General features: G+C 57.7%; 15 protein-coding genes. 13 read left to right on the top strand and 2 right to left on the bottom strand.

From position 1 onward, the window contains the following. Positions 1–46 precede the first annotated feature (46 nt). Positions 47–2296 carry a right-handed parallel beta-helix repeat-containing protein gene (locus VGL38_11930; protein HEY3296137.1) on the bottom strand — a complete coding sequence of 750 codons (2250 nt, stop codon included), beginning with the start codon at positions 2294–2296 and terminating at the stop codon, positions 47–49. 453 nt (positions 2297–2749) lie between these two features. Here VGL38_11930 and VGL38_11925 point away from each other — a divergent pair, with 453 nt between their 5' ends. From VGL38_11925 to VGL38_11890, 8 genes are all read left to right on the top strand, one after another. Further along, positions 2750–3973 (top strand): T9SS type A sorting domain-containing protein, encoded by a 1224-nt coding sequence (locus VGL38_11925; GenBank protein ID HEY3296136.1) that lies wholly within the window; start codon positions 2750–2752, stop codon positions 3971–3973. A 193-nt stretch (positions 3974–4166) separates the two neighbouring features. Continuing rightward, positions 4167–4373 (top strand): hypothetical protein, encoded by a 207-nt coding sequence (locus VGL38_11920; protein ID HEY3296135.1) that lies wholly within the window; start codon positions 4167–4169, stop codon positions 4371–4373. Beyond that, entirely contained in the window at positions 4370–4501 is a 132-nt protein-coding gene (locus tag VGL38_11915) for a hypothetical protein (protein ID HEY3296134.1), read from the top strand. Before VGL38_11920 ends, VGL38_11915 begins: the two co-directional genes overlap by 4 nt. Before the next feature lie 241 nt (positions 4502–4742). Further along, the gene (locus VGL38_11910) at positions 4743–5513 is read left to right on the top strand and encodes a hypothetical protein (protein ID HEY3296133.1); all 771 of its coding nucleotides are present in this window, start codon (positions 4743–4745) and stop codon (positions 5511–5513) included. A 239-nt stretch (positions 5514–5752) separates the two neighbouring features. Then, positions 5753–6574 carry a phosphodiester glycosidase family protein gene (locus VGL38_11905; GenBank protein HEY3296132.1) on the top strand — a complete coding sequence of 274 codons (822 nt, stop codon included), beginning with the start codon at positions 5753–5755 and terminating at the stop codon, positions 6572–6574. Between the two features lie 400 nt (positions 6575–6974). After that, complete coding sequence (locus VGL38_11900; protein ID HEY3296131.1) at positions 6975–7841, top strand: hypothetical protein; 867 nt, start codon at positions 6975–6977, stop codon at positions 7839–7841. Positions 7842–8001: 160 nt separating this feature from the next. Further along, positions 8002–8922: an ROK family protein gene (locus VGL38_11895; protein HEY3296130.1), complete on the top strand. Its 921-nt coding sequence runs from the start codon at positions 8002–8004 to the stop codon at positions 8920–8922. 99 nt (positions 8923–9021) lie between these two features. Next, a complete protein-coding gene (locus VGL38_11890) occupies positions 9022–9435 on the top strand; it encodes a DoxX family protein (protein HEY3296129.1) in 414 nt (137 codons plus the stop codon). A 56-nt stretch (positions 9436–9491) separates the two neighbouring features. On the opposite strand, the gene VGL38_11885 is transcribed toward VGL38_11890, so the two are convergent. Next, positions 9492–12647: a PAS domain S-box protein gene (locus VGL38_11885; protein HEY3296128.1), complete on the bottom strand. Its 3156-nt coding sequence runs from the start codon at positions 12645–12647 to the stop codon at positions 9492–9494. A 208-nt stretch (positions 12648–12855) separates the two neighbouring features. On the opposite strand from VGL38_11885, the gene VGL38_11880 reads away from it, so the two are divergent. From VGL38_11880 to VGL38_11860, 5 genes are all read left to right on the top strand, one after another. Next, entirely contained in the window at positions 12856–13818 is a 963-nt protein-coding gene (locus VGL38_11880) for a DMT family transporter (protein ID HEY3296127.1), read from the top strand. Between the two features lie 76 nt (positions 13819–13894). Then, the gene (locus VGL38_11875) at positions 13895–14080 is read left to right on the top strand and encodes a CsbD family protein (protein ID HEY3296126.1); all 186 of its coding nucleotides are present in this window, start codon (positions 13895–13897) and stop codon (positions 14078–14080) included. 208 nt (positions 14081–14288) lie between these two features. Next, complete coding sequence (locus VGL38_11870; protein ID HEY3296125.1) at positions 14289–14609, top strand: hypothetical protein; 321 nt, start codon at positions 14289–14291, stop codon at positions 14607–14609. Between the two features lie 11 nt (positions 14610–14620). Beyond that, entirely contained in the window at positions 14621–15199 is a 579-nt protein-coding gene (locus tag VGL38_11865; protein ID HEY3296124.1) for a C39 family peptidase, read from the top strand. Between the two features lie 203 nt (positions 15200–15402). Beyond that, positions 15403–17232, top strand: coding sequence for a M3 family metallopeptidase (locus tag VGL38_11860; protein ID HEY3296123.1), 1830 nt, complete (start codon positions 15403–15405; stop codon positions 17230–17232). Positions 17233–17454 lie beyond the last annotated feature (222 nt).

Here is a 17454-nt window from a genome sequence, read left to right as displayed (position 1 = left end):
GGCACCCTTCAAAGGGTGCCGCTTCTGCGTTCAGGCGTGTCACGACCTACGGAGCGGCTCGCCGCCAGACGACCTGATAGGTCTGCTGCAGGTCAAAGGCAAAATCGGTACTATCGACATAGGAGGTATCGGCTGTGCTGCCGGCAAGCCGGTAGCCACTGTCCGGATTTGTAGTGGACCAGATTTCGTAGACAATTGGCGCGCGGGCACAAAGATGATTCGGTTTGCGCCACTGGAGCGTGACCTCCGACGTCGACGGGAGAATGATCAGGCTGCGCGGGACCAGAAGGGCCGGAGATTGGGATGTGGGAACCGCGCCGATATCGGGAATCGTCATATCGGGATCACAACTCAGCAGGGAATCACCGGCATCGATGCAAGCGGAAATCGCCGCGAGGCGGTAATTGTCGTTCGTGGTATCGGGCAGCATGGGATTCAGATAGAGGTTGGAATAGGCGTCGCATGGCCGACCGTTGCTGTTGACCTGCGTAATCTGTCCCAGCCCTGCCGGAAGATTATCTCCGGCGAAGTTGCCGCCGGAATTGGTGTACAAATCGCAGAAACGGACTTGCGCGGCGGGCGACTCCCAGAGTTCAACTCCCCGACCGCCATTAGCGGCTATGATGTTGGTGCTGATGGTGGGTGATGAGGCGCTGACAAAGATCCCCGCGCCAGACGGCGCCTGATTGCGCAGCAGATCGCAGAACGTGACCAGCGGCTGCGCGCCAGCGGAACAGAACAGGGCGCCGCCGGCATAGGCCGCGCGGTTATCCAGCAGCAGCACTTTTTCCAGAGACGCACAGGTGTAGCCGTCAATCCACATGCCGCCTCCGGTGGAATCCGCGCGGTTGCCGCTGATGACCGAGGAGGAAATTCCCAGCGGACTGCTTTCGGAGCACGAGGCGAGCATGGCTCCGCCTGCGCCATCCTGCGCGGTATTGTAGGAGAGCGAGCAGGCACTGAGAGTGATGAACGATCCGCTGGCGACAAAACCGCCGCCGGTTCCTGCCGCCGAGTTCCAATTGATCGTGCTGCTGTCGAGCGCGCACTGGGAGTATTGGGTCAGCGACAGGCCGCCGCCCTCACCGCCGGCGGAATTATGCAGAAAGGTGCAGCCATGAAAGGACGGTGCACCGTGATTGGTGGAATAGGCTCCGCCGCCAGCGCCGGAAGAGTTCCAACTGAACTCGCAATGGTAAAAGCTGGGATGGCAATAGGTGCCTACCCAAAGCCCTCCGCCGTTACTGTTGGAACTGTTTTGGGTAATCAGGCAGTCTTCAAAGCGGGCCGTGCCGCTCCAGCGGTAGCAGTTGATCGCGCCGCCGCGATCTCCGGTGTGGTTGCCGATGAATTGGCAGCTTAGCACCACCGGGGAGCTGTCGAAGCAGTAGAGCCCACCGCCATAATAGACCGCCGTATTCCAGCGGATCAGGCAATGGGTGAGGCTGAAGGTGGACAGGCTGTCATCGAGATAGATGGCCCCCGCATTCCCGTCCGCGCGGTTGCTGTCAAAACTGCAATTGCTGAAGCTCAGAAACCCATGTCCCTGCACCGCACCGCCGGTGGACGCACAGTAGTTGCGGATAAAACGGCAGGAGGTAAATGTTCCGTTTCCGCGGTAGGTGTCCACTGCGCCCCCGTTGCGGCCTCCGAAACTGCCCGGCGCTGTGGTGTTGGCAATAAAATCGCAATCGGTAAAGGTATTCGGCGAATTGGAGGTCAGGCTGAGTGCACCGCCGCTCTCCATGCAGACATTGCGGAGAAATTGGCAATGTGTAAATACTGCTCCGCCCGAACCGTTGCCTGCGTAGGCCCCACCGGACTGACTGGCACGGTTGTCTTGAAAGGTGACATTGTCGAGGGTGATCCGGCGCGAACCCAACTGCGCGACACCGCCGCCGGTGTAATCGGGCCAGTTGCCCGTGGCCCGGCCATTCTCGATGATGCAGTAGGAGAGACGGCTCGAATCCCGCGCGGAGACAAAGCGGATGCCGCCCCAGCCGGCAGGATTGGCAAGGGTATCCGCCGTGAAACGAATCAGGCTGTCCGCACGGCCGAGCGCGCGCAAGACTCCCGATACCCGCAGTTGATAGGGACCGCTGAATCTCACCGTCACACCCGGTTGAATCTTCAAGGTGTCACCGTCATTGACGGTCACAGTGCCATTCCAGACAATGTACGGGCTGTGCACCGCACTCCAAACACCGCTGACGGATCCTGTCGGCACCAGGGTGCTGTCGGCAAAGGCGAGGCGGGTGAGGCAAATCCATCCCAAAAGAATCGCAATCCGAATCATGGCGCGGCACCTGTCTCTGAGTTCAAAATGACCTCTCAATGTACATATCTTTGTGACGGTGGTCAAGTGGTTTTCACCGACTCCCTGGCCCGGCAATACTCCCTTGAACGGCTTTAAGCAAAAATGGTTCGGCGGCCAGTGAGGATGATCGAATGTTTCCGTGTCATCTCCGCATGCCTCTGTGCGTACGCTTCGGTGCAGCGCAGGGATTGCCCATTGTTTGTAAGTACCAACCTGTCAAACTGTATCACATTGCCGAGAGAGACGGGTGTTGGAGTCAAAGATGACACACTCAAAGTATGTACGGTATATTAGCACAACTGCCGCTGGAAGCGGACCCGAAATTGTGGCTTAGGTTACTTTTACTTGATTGGCCGTCGGGTCCAAGCTACCTTATTCGGCCAAATTAGAGGAGATGTTTCTAACAAATATGTTCAATTCAGGAGGTGATTTATGCGTTCATCTATCGCGAGCTTCGAGAAGAAGATTGTGCTTATCCTGTCTGTGCTTTTGCTGGTATCTGCGGCGATGGCCCAACCGGATCCGTGCAATATTCCTCCGGGAGACTACCTCACCGTCACGCAGGGCGGATGGGGCGCCCCATGTCATGGCAACAATCCGGGGTGCATTCGGGACAATAACTTTGCTACCGTCTTTCCCTCGGGTCTGACAATCGGAGGCAACTTTACGGCGACGTTTTTATCCGACACATCGATTGAAAACTTTCTGCCGGCGGGCGGCCCTCCGAGTATGTTGACGGCAAATCTGACGAATCCGACCTCCACTCCAGCCGGTGTATTTGCCGGACAAGTCCTGACGCTTGCCATCACACTTGGGTTTTCCAATGCGGGTGTGACGGGATTCAACTCAAACCTTGGCAATCTGGTGGTGCCGGTGGGAGTCCACACGCCTTCCGGTCCCTTTGCTGGCTATACCGTCAACCAGATTTTCGCGCTGGCAAATCAGGTGCTGGGCGGTGATCTGGGAGCCCTTCCTGCCGGGATCACGGTCTCCGATCTGAATGATGTGGTAGACGCCATCAACAATAACTTTGACGGCGGCAGCAGCGGAGGGTTTCTGGTCGAACCGGATTGCGATCAGATTCTGCCGGTGGAGCTGACAAGCTTTACGGCCGTAGGCGCGTTTAATCGCGTAGACGTTTCGTGGGTCACGGCGTCGGAGCGTAATGTAGCGGGTTATGATCTGGCCCGGGAGACGGCGAACGGCTGGAGCACGATTGCCCATCTTGCGGGACTCGGTGACAATCCGGCAGGCCATACCTATACCTATCATGATGCGCAGGTGCTGGCGGGCACAACCTACCGCTACCGCCTGAGCATGACCGAAGCCGATGGCTCGCGGCATCCCCTGGGCTCGGTGATCTTTGCCTCGCCGCTCTCGGCGTCGCAGCCGACCACTTATGCTCTGAACCAGAACTATCCCAATCCCTTCAACCCGAGCACCAGCATTGTCTTCGATCTGGTGGATAATGGCTTTGTGTCCCTGAAGGTGTACAACCTGCTGGGCGAGGAGGTTGCGTCTCTGGTCAACAGCAATATGGCCGGCGGAAATCATGTGGTGAGATTTGACGCCAGCCACCTATCTTCAGGTCTGTATCTCTATCGCCTGAATGTGAATGGTTTTGTGGCCGAGAAGAAGATGCTGCTGATGAAGTAACCCCTCAAGGTTACTACCCCACACCCTCCGGGTGTGGGTGAACAACAGAAAAAAAACAGGGCGATCCTTGAAAAGGGGTCGCCCTGTTTCTGTTTTCCTTATCGCCTGAATGTGAATGGTTTTGTGGCCGAGAAGAAGATGCTGCTGATGAAGTAACCCCTCAAGGTTACTACTCCACACCCTCCGGGTGTGGGTGAACAACAGAAAAAAAAGCAGGGCGATCCTTGAAAAGGGGTCGTCCTGTTTCTGTTTTCCTTCACCCACCAGCTATACGCTCGGCAATGAAGACCGCCCGCTGGGCAATATGCCGTTCGACTACTGGCGGCAAGCTCGCGACCAGGCCACGCCGCAGATGCCGCAGGGAGTGTGGCCTGTCAGTGAAGCGGCGCTGTGCTGTTGACGCCCTGCTTTGCGCAGGACAGCCACAGCACGCGGCAGATGGGTCTGTTGCATGAGTATGGGGATTATGCGCAGGGCACTCCCATCTCCCGCCACTATTTCTATCAGGTGAAGGCTGTCAAGGCCTAAGCCTTAGGCGGCACGGCTTCACGGAATCCATACAGGCACAGAGCCGATCACCGCACCGGCTCTTGTCATAGGGGTGCATACGGACGGCGGCTCGCGGCTTTGAAATCCTGATCAAAAGCCCCTTTTCAAAGTGCGCCGCACCGTATCGCTCTATGCTCGCGAGCCCCGCCGCTTCGAAACCCTACTCCGATTAGCATCGTAAGAGAGAAGAACGACGACACAGGGAAGGAGATACCACGCTATGAAAACGGCACAGTATGCCGCGGTGACGGTCCTGCTGTTCGGCCTGACCGCAGGGAACGCGCAGCCCACCGGGGGTGTTGCGCATGTGGATAACGGCACCGTACCGTTCACGCCCTTGGAGCGGAACCTGATGGTGGCCAGCGTCATGTCCGAATTGGGTCAGTGGAAGAGCCTCGACAGCCTCAACATCAAAGACAAGGCCATCGCAATTTCCTACGTCATTTTGCGGCGCACATTGAACGGCACACCGGAGGATCAGCATACGATCAAGGAGACCGTACTGGCGCACAATCAATTCTATGGGTTGACGAAGAAGCAATCGGGCAGCGGACGCTACAAAGGAAAGCCTGAGGTCCATGCCGCGCTGGCTTCGCTCGACCCGGCATATCGGCAAGAGATTCTCACCCGGGCAAAGGCACATCCTTCGAAGTATATGCGGGAGATTGTGCACCTGATGCCTTCGGACACCACTCACGGCGATGATGGCCTGCAATTTCAGAGAGCCTTGCGCGCCGCGCAGGCGGGAGTGGATGCTGTGCTGATGGGCGCGGAAAAAGACTTAAGCAACGGCGCGACCTTCTTCGGCGGCGTGGGTGACATCTACAAATCCAGAGACCATCAGCCCTCCAAGATTGTCGCGCACTTGGGAGGCCTCGGATCCTTCGCGAGCATTAAGGCTCTACTGGCGGATCCGAGCATTCATTCCTCCAGCCACCGTATAGAGCTGCGTGACAAACAGGGTGTGGACGCCATCTTCTTCTACAAGTGATCACTGTGCCGTGCGCACCGGGTGTTGGTATAGTTTGATGCACTGGCAGAGTCAGTTTACAGCGGCGGCAGAGGAACACTTCCTTTGCCGCCGCTGTGTTTGCGTGAGTTAAGCATCGGTTTAACAACAGTTTTTCCGCAGACCCCGCGCGGCATTTCCGCAGCAGTTGACATGTTCATGCGAAATCGTTAGCTTGCATTCTGCTTATGTCAGAGCAGGTCCTACAGAAGCGAGACCGCATGAGAGTGTGGGCAATATATGTGGCGCTGGTGTTGCTGCTTTCTGAGGGGAGCGCCCGCGCACAGGATTCATGGTCGTCATTGGGTGAAGGGCTGGACCTCGGGCGCTTCAAAGCACAGGAGGCCGCGACGGATGGCGATTCGGTAATTACGATTTTGCGGATCGATCCGGCCTACTGGCAACTGCAGCTTCATTCGGCCAGTGAGTCGGATGGTGCGGTGACCATGAGCGCGCGGGAATGGTGCGGCATGTTCGGCATGACCGCGGCGATCAATGCGGGCATGTTCAATACGGACAGACGTGCGCACACCGGCTACATGAAATGCGGTACTCACACCAACAACGCGTCGGTGAATCCGTACAAATCCCTTGCCGCCTTCAACCCCCTGCGCACAGACACGCCGCTGTTTCATATCTTCGATCTGGACGATACGAAGATTGCTGCCGTGCAAAAGGATTATGCCTGCGTGATTCAGAATTTGCGGCTGATTGACCGCTCGCGGGCCAATCGCTGGGCAGAGCAGGAGAAGCGATGGAGCGAGGCCGCATTGGGTGAAGACAAGCAGGGACGGATCTTGTTTATCTACTCGCGCTCTCCGTATACGATGTTCGATTTCAACCGTATCCTGCTCGCGTTGCCGGTGGATTTGGTTTGCGCGCAGCATCTTGAAGGCGGTCAGGAGGCGCAGTTTTATGTGAACTCCGGCGGCCATGAGATGGAACTGACCGGCGATGGCGAAACCCTGTTCTCGGAAAGCGGCCAGAGTTCTCAAGCCTGGCCTGTGCCCAATGTGCTGGGGATTGTGAAGCGAAGATTGTAAGCTGGGTGCTATCTTCCTGGACAGCCGTTCGCCGCGACCTATCGTGTTTGTGTAGAGGCTCCTTGTGGATGGGAGCTTTTTTCATACTTCAAATGGGCTTTAAGATGGTGCGGCAGAGGGAGCAGAATTGTCTATGGCGAATGTGAGCTGGTGGATCTGCGTAGGGCGTACACTCTGCACAGGCGATGGGCAGGAGGCATGTTGCGATCATGCTACCATGAGGCCATGCAAGGCTCTGCGGGGTTGGGTAGGCTTCTGTAATGTGGGAAGATAGCGTGTGAAACGGGCGCGGACTTTTTCGGCGGGGAGAAGGCGGGATCTTGCCTTGCGCGGGGTACATGGCGTATCTTGAAGCTGACAGAATGAGCAGACCGGCAGTGCGTCCGTGACGGAGGACAGAATGAACAGAAAATGGCTATGGATGTGTGTGGCTTTGGCGGGGACGGTGGCAAGCGGATGGGCAGCGGAACCGGCAAACGGCACAAGCACCTCCGCGCTGCGCAAGGAATTGCGGAGTACGGCCCTCGCCGACAATCCCCTGTGGCTGGAGTTGGAAAAGACCGGCGCCTTGCCGTCTTCCGGCGCTGTCTGGACCAGCGGCGACATGAGTGGCACGTCCGGATTTCCACCAGCGGCGGATGTGAACGGCTTTCTGCGCGGAGCCAGTGACCAGCGCTCCGTCAGTTCGCGGCTGCTGGATGTGAATGCTGAATTGAAAAAACTATCCGGCCAACAGGTCGCGCACTGGCGCAACCGCCGCCAGCCGATGCCGGTGTCCTATCCGCGCGGTCCTATTCCGGAAAACTTGTGGGCCTCGATTCACATGCGGCAGGATACCGTTGACTTTCCGGAGATCAGTGCCGATAGGACGGCCCTGAGTATTGCCGCGGACTTGAAGGGCAACTTGGCGCGATTGTCGGATCAGAGTGCGCAGCTTGAAGCGCGTTTGAAACGATTGAAGGAACCTTCAGCGTCGATGCTCTCGCAAGACAAGATGCCCAATCGCACCACCGTACAGACCGCGACGTGGAACCTCCCGTCCTCTTACCGCGGCCCCGCCGTACGCAGTGCGAGCAGCGGCGATATGGCGAAGCGGCCACATCCGGCATCCACCACACCAAGTAAACCCGCCTTGTCGATGATGCGGCTTAACGGTGGTGCGGGATCGGCTGTCACCAGCGGCAGAACCGGCCAGCGCGGCGGACTTAAGGCAGGCCAAGCGTCCGGCGGATCCTTTCAGGCAGGAAGCTCTTCGCGGCGGAAATGAGATGTTGCGGATTCGACTCCTGAAACCGCACGATTGATGTATGAGAGACGCCGGCCCGGAAGCCGGCGTCTTCCGTGAGCGCCTGCCGCATCCGCTACTTGACATTGTACACGGAATATGTAGATTGCGGAAGACCGGCCCTTATCAGGAAGAAACTCTTTTGAGCACGCAAACCTACGTTATCGGCATTGACCTTGGCGGAACCAAGGTGGAAGCCTGCCTGCTGGATGCACAGCGCAATGTTCTATCCCGTTGCCGCACTCCCTCCGAACCGGCGCTGGGCCTGGACCGCGTCTGCCAGAATATTCACAAGGTAGTTTTGGAAGTCGCCGGTGGAAAGCCGTTCTCGGCGGTGGGAATAGGCACGCCGGGCACGTATTTGCCCTTACAGGACATGCTCTTCGGCAGCCCACATACTCCGGTCTATGAGACGCCGGGCTTTGTCAGTCGGCTGCGGCGGGAATTCGGGGTGCCGCTGGCGGTCGAGAACGATGCCAACTGCCTCGGCATCGCCGAGTACTTTGCCCAGTGTGCGGGGACGTACCGCTTTGTGATGGCGGTAATTTTAGGGACGGGATTAGGTTGCGGGCTGGTGCTGGACGGCAAGCTGTATCGCGGCGCGCTGGGCGGGGCGGGGGAGATCGGGCACTGCACCATTGATTATCAGGGCCGGCTTTGTGAGTGTGGGCGGCGCGGCTGCGCGGAGGCTTACCTTTCCGGCTCGAGTCTCAGCCGCCGGTATGCCGAACTCTGCGGCCAGCACATGGAAGTCCCGCAGATCTACCAGCGCGCTCTGGCTGGAGATCGCGACGCCGCCAACCTGTTTGAAGAGAGCTGTTATTTCATGGGGGAGGTTTTTGCCAATGCGGTGAATGGCTTTGATCTTGAAGCGATCATCCTCGGCGGCGGCGTTTCCAACGTGCCCTGTTGGTATGGCCGTGTACCATTCTATCTTAAGCAATCTCTCTTTGGCCCTCCCCGTACGAATATCCCAATCTTGAAAGCCGTACTGGGAGATTCGGCGGGCGTGGTCGGGGCAGGGTATCTGGCCTTACGGGAATTGGGTTTGCTGGAGTTTTGATCCCCGGAAAGATGAAATCTTTTCGGCAAAGATGAACCGCAAACTATGCAGGCTCGTTCAAGAAGAAGAGCCTTACGGATCATCTTACGGAGAGCGGCCATGTTCATGCAAAAATATGAGCGGCAGACCTATGCTTTGCTGCGGATTGTGGTGGGATTTCTCTTTCTATGGCACGGATCACAAAAGTTGTTCGGTTTTCCGCCCTTGCCGGGCGTGCCGCCGATACATATCGTGGTGATTGGTGGAACGGTAGAGTTCTTCGGGGGACTGTTCATCATGCTGGGCCTGTGGACGCACTGGGCGGCTTTCATCGCATCGGGTGAAATGGCCTATGCCTATTGGACAGCCCATGCCCCCAGTGCCCTGCTGCCGATTATCAACCATGGAGAACCGGCGGTGGTGTATTGCTTCCTGTTTCTATTCATGTCTGCCGCAGGTTCCGGCATCTGGAGCATTGACCATCTGATATCTCGACGGCGATTCTCCGGTCAGCCGCCCTCATCCCCGGTATAAGCAGCACAGGCTCCCTAAAAGGAGCCTGTACTCTGTCCGCCACTTGCCCTATTCCTTCACGCGGTGTCGTTTTCGGGTCCGGACTTGGCGGGCAGGCCAATGAAGAAGGTTGTGCCCTTGTCGATTTCCGATTCGAAGGTCAGACTGCCGCCCATCGCTTCCACGATTCCTTTTGTAATGGACAGGCCCAGCCCCAGGCCCCCAGACGCCAGTTCGCTCTTGGTGGTAAAGAACGGGTCAAAGATCCGTGATTTGACGTCTTCAGGAATACCGGAGCCCTGATCGGTTACGGAAACGGTGAGTTGCCGGCCGTCGTAATTTGCTGCGATGCGCACGACGCCGCCGCTCGGCGATGCTTCAATGGCATTCTGAATGACGCTGAAGAGAATCTGCCGGAGCGAGTCCTCATGCAATAGGACAGCCTGCGCGGCGCGGCGCGTGTCTATCTCCATGGTGACGCCCTGTGCGCGGACATTTCCTTCGAGCAATTCCGTGACCTCGCGTATCACCTGGGCAGGCTGCACCTGCCCCGGTTTGATGATTTCGGGCTTGTATAGCTCGAACATCTGGCGAACAATGCGCGCGATGCGGTCCAGTTCCTTCTCGATCATCTCCACGAACCGGAAATGCTTGTGTTCGCGGGATACCGCCTGTTTGACCAGCAGGAAGGAATTCTTCACGCCGGCCAGCGGATTGTTGATCTCGTGGGCAATCCGCGCGGCCATGCGGCCTACCGCAGCCTGTTTTTCGCTTTCCGAACGCAGCCTTTCGAGCTGGCGGATCTGTGCCGTGCGTTCCATCACCAACTGCTCGAGTTCCTCGCTGTAACGCTCGGTGCGCTGTTCGGACTCCTTGCGCGCGGTAATGTCTTCGACCATTCCGGTCGTGTGCAGCAGTTTTCCGCGCTCATCCCGGGAAGCAAAGACCGTCAGGCTGCCGTACATGATCGAGCCGTCCTTGCGGAAATAGCGTTTGTCCAGATGGTAATGGTCGATCTTGCCGTAAATCAGATCTTCGAAGAGTTGATTGGCGTGGGCCAGATCATCGGGATGGGTGATGCCGGGCAACCCGAGGCGGCGCATATCCTCGAGGCTGTAGCCGAGGATTTGTTGAAAGGCAGGATTCACGTCGGCGATCTGAAAATCGGCATCCACCAGAATAATCCCGAAGGTGGCCCGCTCAAAGATCGAGCGGAAGCGAGCCTCACTCTGCCGCAGCGCCTCTTCGGCCTCCTTGAGTTCTGTGATGTCCCGTCCGACCTTGATGGCGGTGGTGGGCTCGCCTTCCTTGCCGGGAATCGCCTGATTGCGCCAGGAGAGCCAGCGCCAGCCGCTGCCAGTCATCATCCGGGTTTCAATGTCCGAGCGATAGTGTGGCGGCTCAAAGGTTGCTTGCCATTCACGCAGCACGCGGTCGGCGTCGTCCGGATGTACATCGGAAAGAAAGCTGGTATTGACCACCTCTTCTTCGGTCTTGCCGACCAGTTGAAGGAAATTGGGGCTTGCATACAGCCGAATTCCGTCGCGGCTTACCTTCATCACCATGTCGGTCTGGTTCTCGATGAGGAGCCGGTATTCCTCCTTGGATTTGCGCAGATCCTCTTCGGCTCGCTTGCGGTCGGTGATGTCCCGGTTGATCTCTAAAAATCCGATGGGGTTGCCGATGTCGTCGCGCTGGGGAGCCCAGCGGCTGGCCACGATAATCTGCCGGCCATCGCGGGCGACCTGCTCGATCTCGATTTCCAGATTTCCCTCTCGCAAGGTGCGATAAATAATGTCCGCCGTGGGAATCGGGTAGCGGGTTTGCAGCAATTCCTGAGTGGTCTTGCCGGTGGCCTCGTTGCAGCTCCAGCCGTAGAGGATTTCGGCGCCGTGGTTCCAGAAGGTGATGCGCCCATCAAGCGTCCGCACGATGATGGCGTCATTGGCCAGATCGAGCAGCGCCGCCTGCTCGCGCAAGGCGCTTGTTCGCAGGGCAACGACTTTCTCCAATCGGGCGTTGGCCTCACGCATGATCTGCTCATTGCGCTTGCGTTCGGTGACGTCCACGGTATGGAGAATGACCAGATCGGGCGGCAGCGCGACGCCGTGAACCAGAAAGTGCCGCTGTTCGCCCGTGATCCGCATCGAATAATCCAGTTCGGTTTGCAGGGTTGTTTTCTGGTCCTGACAGCGGCGCAGAAGAGCAACGACCTGCGGGTTTTTCCGAAAGAAGTCGGACGCTACCGCATTGAGCATGCCATTCAACCGATCCGGACTGTTGCGGATGGCGGCCTCGTTAAAATCCACCAGCAGAAAGTCATTCTCGACCTGCTTCCAAGTGTAGGTAGGAACGGGAAGGCTGCGGTACACTGCCTCGAATCGCCGCGCACTCTCGGTTAGAGCCTCTGCGGCGTAAACGCGGGCGGCAGATTCCTTCACCGCCGGGCCAGCCTTGCCATATTCGGTCATCACCATGGATACTCCCGCCGCGCCACGGATCTGCCCATCGTCATTACGCAGCGAAACGCAATGGGTATCTACCAGTGCCCGGCGTCGTGCAAACTCGATCACTTCGGCGATTCGCCCGGAATACGCGCCGCCCAGCACCCGACGCAGCATGGCCAGACTGCTCGAATAGTCCTTGAGCATATCGAAAGCACTTTTGCCGATCAGCGACAGGGATGCCGCACCAATCTCATCGACTCCCTTACCTTCCACATAGGTGATGATGCCCTCGCGATCCGTCCCCCAGAGGATCATCGGGACATTGGTTTGGAGCGCGTCCGGGCCGGGAGATTCTTCGGAGGCCGTCTCGGCAGGCAGACGCTCCTGAAGGATCCAGCGCAGGGTAGAGGAAAGGGCCCCCGACCGAACATGTTTTGCCGCCACGGCGCTGAAGGCGCCAAGCTGCATCAGGCGGTCGAGCCGCGCGCTATCGGTGTACGGAGTAACCACCAAGATCGGAATGGAGGGGTACTTTGCCCGCAAGTCAGGCAGCAGGGAGAAGGCATCGCAGCCACCGCGGCCCTCCTGGATAATAATCAAGGTATATTGGCCGTCAACGGGAAGGGTCGGCACGTCCTTCGGATGCATCGCAGCCCATTCACAGTGCGCCGCGCCAGCCTCTTTCAGCGCGGCATACAGTGAACAAATCCCGGTCGACATCGCGGTAATGATCAGGACCCGCGATAAGAATGGCAGAGCCACCGTCTGCACTGGTCGAGTTTTCATAGGAAAGCATCACTGCTCAATTCGTAAAACATCGCACGTTCATCCCCAAGTATACTCCTTACACTCTTATAACTCGCGGAAAGCTCTGTATTTATTCCCGCTGTGGCAGGCGTCTTCTTCAAGTTTCGGCGGAGCTTTGGACCTAATCTTGACTTTGACATCAGATTGCTTAGATTAACTCTGCAATGGTGAGACACGATCCGGGACCGTGATCGGATATGGTGATGGTCAGGAAAGGCGTAGATTCTACTACTTTGGGATTGGCGTGAGTCTTTCAACTTTTGGATATGCCGGCGAGGCGGCGGCACTTAGCGCATCCGTTTGCTGGACAGCAACCTCCTTGCTATTTGCCCAAGCGGGCAAGAGAGCCCAGCCGCTGGGCATGAACATGTTTCGTCTGCCGTTTGCGGCGCTGTGCCTCGGAATTTTTCTCTGGTTCTCCAGCGGCAAGGTGATTCCTCAGGGTGCAACCAACATGCAACTCTGGCTGCTGGCGCTCTCGGCGTTTTTGGGTTTGGCCTTCGGTGACGGTTTCTATTTCCGGTCTCTGACACTGATCGGACCGCGCCGGGCGACGCTGCTCTCCGCTTCGACGCCGGTGGTGACCGCGTTGCTTGCGGTGCCACTGCTGGGAGAGGGCTTGAGTTGGGTTGCCTGGGGTGGCATCCTACTGACCACCGGCGGTATTATTTGGGTCATTGCCGAGCAGCATGAAAATGGCGCGCCGGTCGCCAATTTGAAGGCGGGAATTATCTACGGGCTGATGGGCGCGTTCGGACAGGCGACGGGACTGCTGGTAGCCAAGATTGCCATGAACGGCACCATGGCCGCGATTCCCACGGCTTTCTTCCGCATGTTTTCCGCGGCCCTGATGGTGTGGGTGTGGGGAATGGCGACGGGAAATCTGAATCGGATTCAACCGGTTTTGAAAAATAAAGACGCGCTGCGTCCGCTGCTGCTGGCTTCGCTGCTCGGCCCGGTGACGGGGGTTTCGCTGGTGCTCTTTGCGTACCGGACCACCGAAGCCGGGGTGGTAGCCACACTTTCCACGCTGTATCCGCTGTTGGTAGTGCCCGTAGTCTGGCTGCGTGGGGACGGCACGCCCACCTTCCGCACGATTGCCGGAACGGTGATTGCAATGGTCGGCGTCGCTATTATTTTCCTGCGCTGAATTGAGCATCGGATGTCGTAGCGGAACCTCTTTTTGGGAGACGAGGTACTATCCTTAGAACTCCAAGGAGGAGATTATGAACAAGCTCAATTTTAAGGGCAACTGGCACGAAGTGGCAGGCAAACTCAAACAACGCTACGGCAACCTGACGGATGATGATCTGACTTTTTCCGAGGGCAAAGAGGAAGAACTCCTCGGCAGATTGCAGAACAAAATCGGCAAGTCCAAGGAAGAAATCCGCAATATGATCTCCGACCTCTGATGCGGCTTTCTCCTTAAGGCCTTGTGTTCGCCGGACGAGAGCCCGCGCAAGGTTCACCAACTATTGCTAAGAAAGCCCCGTCATCGATGGGGCTTTCTGCTTTTGAAACGGCGCTTATTCTTGCAAACCACTCTATCTTTAAGACCCTATGGACAGCTATCTATAGTCAACGGAGAACAGTATGAAGACCTTATGGCTTGGATTCGCAATGATCCTTCTTTTAACAACATGGTGCGTGGCGGTCACTCCTGCCCCGCAGACTTCGCCGTCCGCGCCGCAAAGCGGAAAGGTTGCTGCGCCACAGGCGGATAAACCTGCATCGCAGATGACCGCTAAGCCTGACGCCGGACCCAAAGGCACGGCCATCCTGACGCAGGCGGAAGCGGACTCTCTGCAAGTGAAGGGGGATAGTCTGCTGGCGCAGGCCGGCATCAAGGAAGTTCCGGTGGGTGTCGCATCCACGACTGATATTATCTACATCCTGGTGATCGTGCTGCTGGCCGTGGTCATCATCCGCGTGATCAGTTGAAGACGTCAGAGATGGTATTCAGCGGAAACCATAGAGCGGCTCTGCTCAGGTGGCCGGTGCTGCTGGCCGCTCCGTTGCTCTACGTCTCGTGCGCCGCGCTGACCGGGCACTTGGCGGAGTCCCAGCGCGGGAGCGAATCGGTGCTAAATGTGCGGCACCGGGATCAGCAGAAGCAGTCCGACTGTCTTGCCGCCTGCGTGGATATGGTGCTCGATTACTATGGCTTTCAAGCGGTGGTGCCCGACACGGCGCTGCCGCTCGAGCTGATTTCCCTGACGCATCGCTTGAATGCCGCGGAGTTGCGGGACACGGACGGGAATAGGTTGTTTGCCGCCGTGTTGCAACTGACCCCCGCCGAGGCCGCCGAACACATTGTCCGGGGCAGGCCGCTGATTCTGATTTACAAGCCGTCGCGGCGCAACCCGGTCTATCATAGCGTAGTGCTATCCGGTTACTGCGACCCGAAGGGCAAATTTCTGGCGCATGATCCGGCGCATCACAAGCCGCGCTGGATCGGGCTCAAGCGTGGCACCACCTTTGAGGACAGCGGCAAATATCTGGTGCTGCTGGTCGGTTTGCATGGTATGTAGGCCGAAAAATTCGACAAGAACCCTTCAGGGTTGATTTACAGCGGTCCGCGCCGTACATTATGGTTGCGGACTTTTTTCTGCCCAAATTCGGGCGCAACAATTCACCGCTTTTGCCTATCAAAAGGGCATGGGGCGGCCACAATGCACCGCTCATCCTGTATCTTGCCGCGGTGTTCACTATTTCACCTCTCAGGAATCCGATTATGACACTTCTGGATGACCTCAACCAGCGCTATCTGACGTTGCATACTGCCAAAGAGGACGCCTTCTGGGCCGCTAAAATGGGACTGAAGGGCGGGGATGAACATGTGCTGGAAAAGAACGAGATCCGCCTGAAGGAGTTTACCACCGACGGCAGTTGGATTCCCAAGCTGCGCCAGGCTCTCGGGCAACCCGGCCTTGGCGAGCAAGAGCGCGTGGGCCTCGAAGGCTGGCTGCACTTCTTTGAAGTGAACGCCATGGAGAGCAAAGAAGCCCTGGCCGTAATGAGCAAAATCGTCGGCATGGAAGCGGATCTGGCCAATGCCCGCACGCGAATGAAACTGGGATACAAGGATCCGCAAACGGGCGCACTGGTCCCCAGCAGTTCCGTCAAGCTCCGCCTGATGGTGATGACCAATCCGGAAGAAGGCATCCGCAAGGCGGCGTGGGAAGGGCTGCGCTCGATTGAAGGCTATGTGCTGGAGAATGGCTTCATCGAGATCGTCAAGGAGCGCAACCGCCTTGGCCGCCTGATGGGCTACCGCGATTTCTATGACTGGAAAGTGAAGATGTTCGAAGGCTTCTCTATTGAGGAGCTGTTCCGTGTGCTCGATGAGCTGGAAGTCAACACGCGTGAGGTTGGCCGCGCATCGGTGGAGGCCGTGGCGAAGGCGAAGGGACCGCAGGCCATCGAGCCGTGGAATTTCGAGTTTGCCACCGCCGGAGATCTCAGCGCCGAGTTGGACCCCTATCTGCGCTTCGGATCGGCGCTCTTGAACTGGGGCCGCTCCTTTGCCAAGATGGGTATCCGCTACCATGGCGCGAAGTTGACACTGGATCTGGTGGATCGCAAGGGCAAGTATGAGAACGGTTTCATGCATGGCCCGGTACCGGCGTTCATCAACCGCGAGGAATTTTTGCCGGCGCGGATCAATTTCACGGCCAATGCGGTGCCGGGACAGGTCGGCAGCGGCAAGCGCGCGCTGGAGACACTCTTCCATGAAGGCGGCCACGCGGCGCACTTCTCCAATATTGAGATGCCCGCGCCGTGCTACTCGCAGGAATTCGCGCCGACGTCTATTGCCTTTGCCGAGACGCAGTCCATGTTTCTCGATAGCGTGGTTGGCGATCCGGACTGGCTGACGCGCTATGCCAAAAATGAGGCCGGGCAGCCCATGCCGGCGGAACTGATAAAGCGATCCCTCAAAGAGCGCCACACGTTCCTGGCTCATCAACTGCGCAAACTGATGATCGTCCCCTATTTCGAACGCGCCCTCTACGGGATGTCCGACAGCGAACTGACACCGAAGAATATTCTCGAAGCCGGACGGCGCATTGAGGCCCAGATGGTCCATCAGCCCTCGGATGCCCGCCCCATTTTGAGCGTGCCGCACCTGCTGGCCAGCGATTCGTCGGCTTATTACCATGCCTATGTGCTGGCCCAGATGGCGGTCTACCAGACGCGGGCCTTTTTCCTCGAGCGTGACGGGCGGATTACGGATAATCCGCGCGTCGGCAGCGCCCTGGCCGATATTTACTGGAAGCCGGGCAACTCGAAAACATTCTTCCGCTACATTGAAGAACTGACGGGCAAGCCCTTCTCTGCCAAGGCAACGGTGGATCTGGTCAACAAACCGCTCGAAGTGATGCTGGCCGAGACCGATGTGATTATTGAGAAGGAGAAAATCCTGCCTGATGATCAGGGGCCGGTGGAACTGGGCGCGAAGATTCGAATGATACACGGCGACGAACTGATTGCCTCCACCGAAGATGACACCTTCGAGCAGATGGCCGCGGAATATGAACGCTGGCTGCACACGCAAGAACAGTAAGCGCGCCCCCTTTTTCTAAGATACGGACGGGTTGACCCTACAGGTCAGCCCGTTTCTTTTTGAGGAGGCGAGCTGAAGGGGTGCCGTCAGATCTGCGCGGCGCAGGCGGAAGTGCAGACAAGAGCCTTGATCCAACTTTACTCTGCGGGGCGATTGCCCACGTTGGAAAAGCGAGCGGAGTAACTCCTTCATAGGCCTACATGGGTTTAAGTATAGCTTTTT

The sequence above is a fragment of the bacterium genome (assembly GCA_036504735.1).
GTDB lineage: Bacteria > Electryoneota > RPQS01 > RPQS01 > RPQS01 > DASXUQ01.
This window is presented reverse-complemented; position numbering and strand designations above follow the sequence as displayed.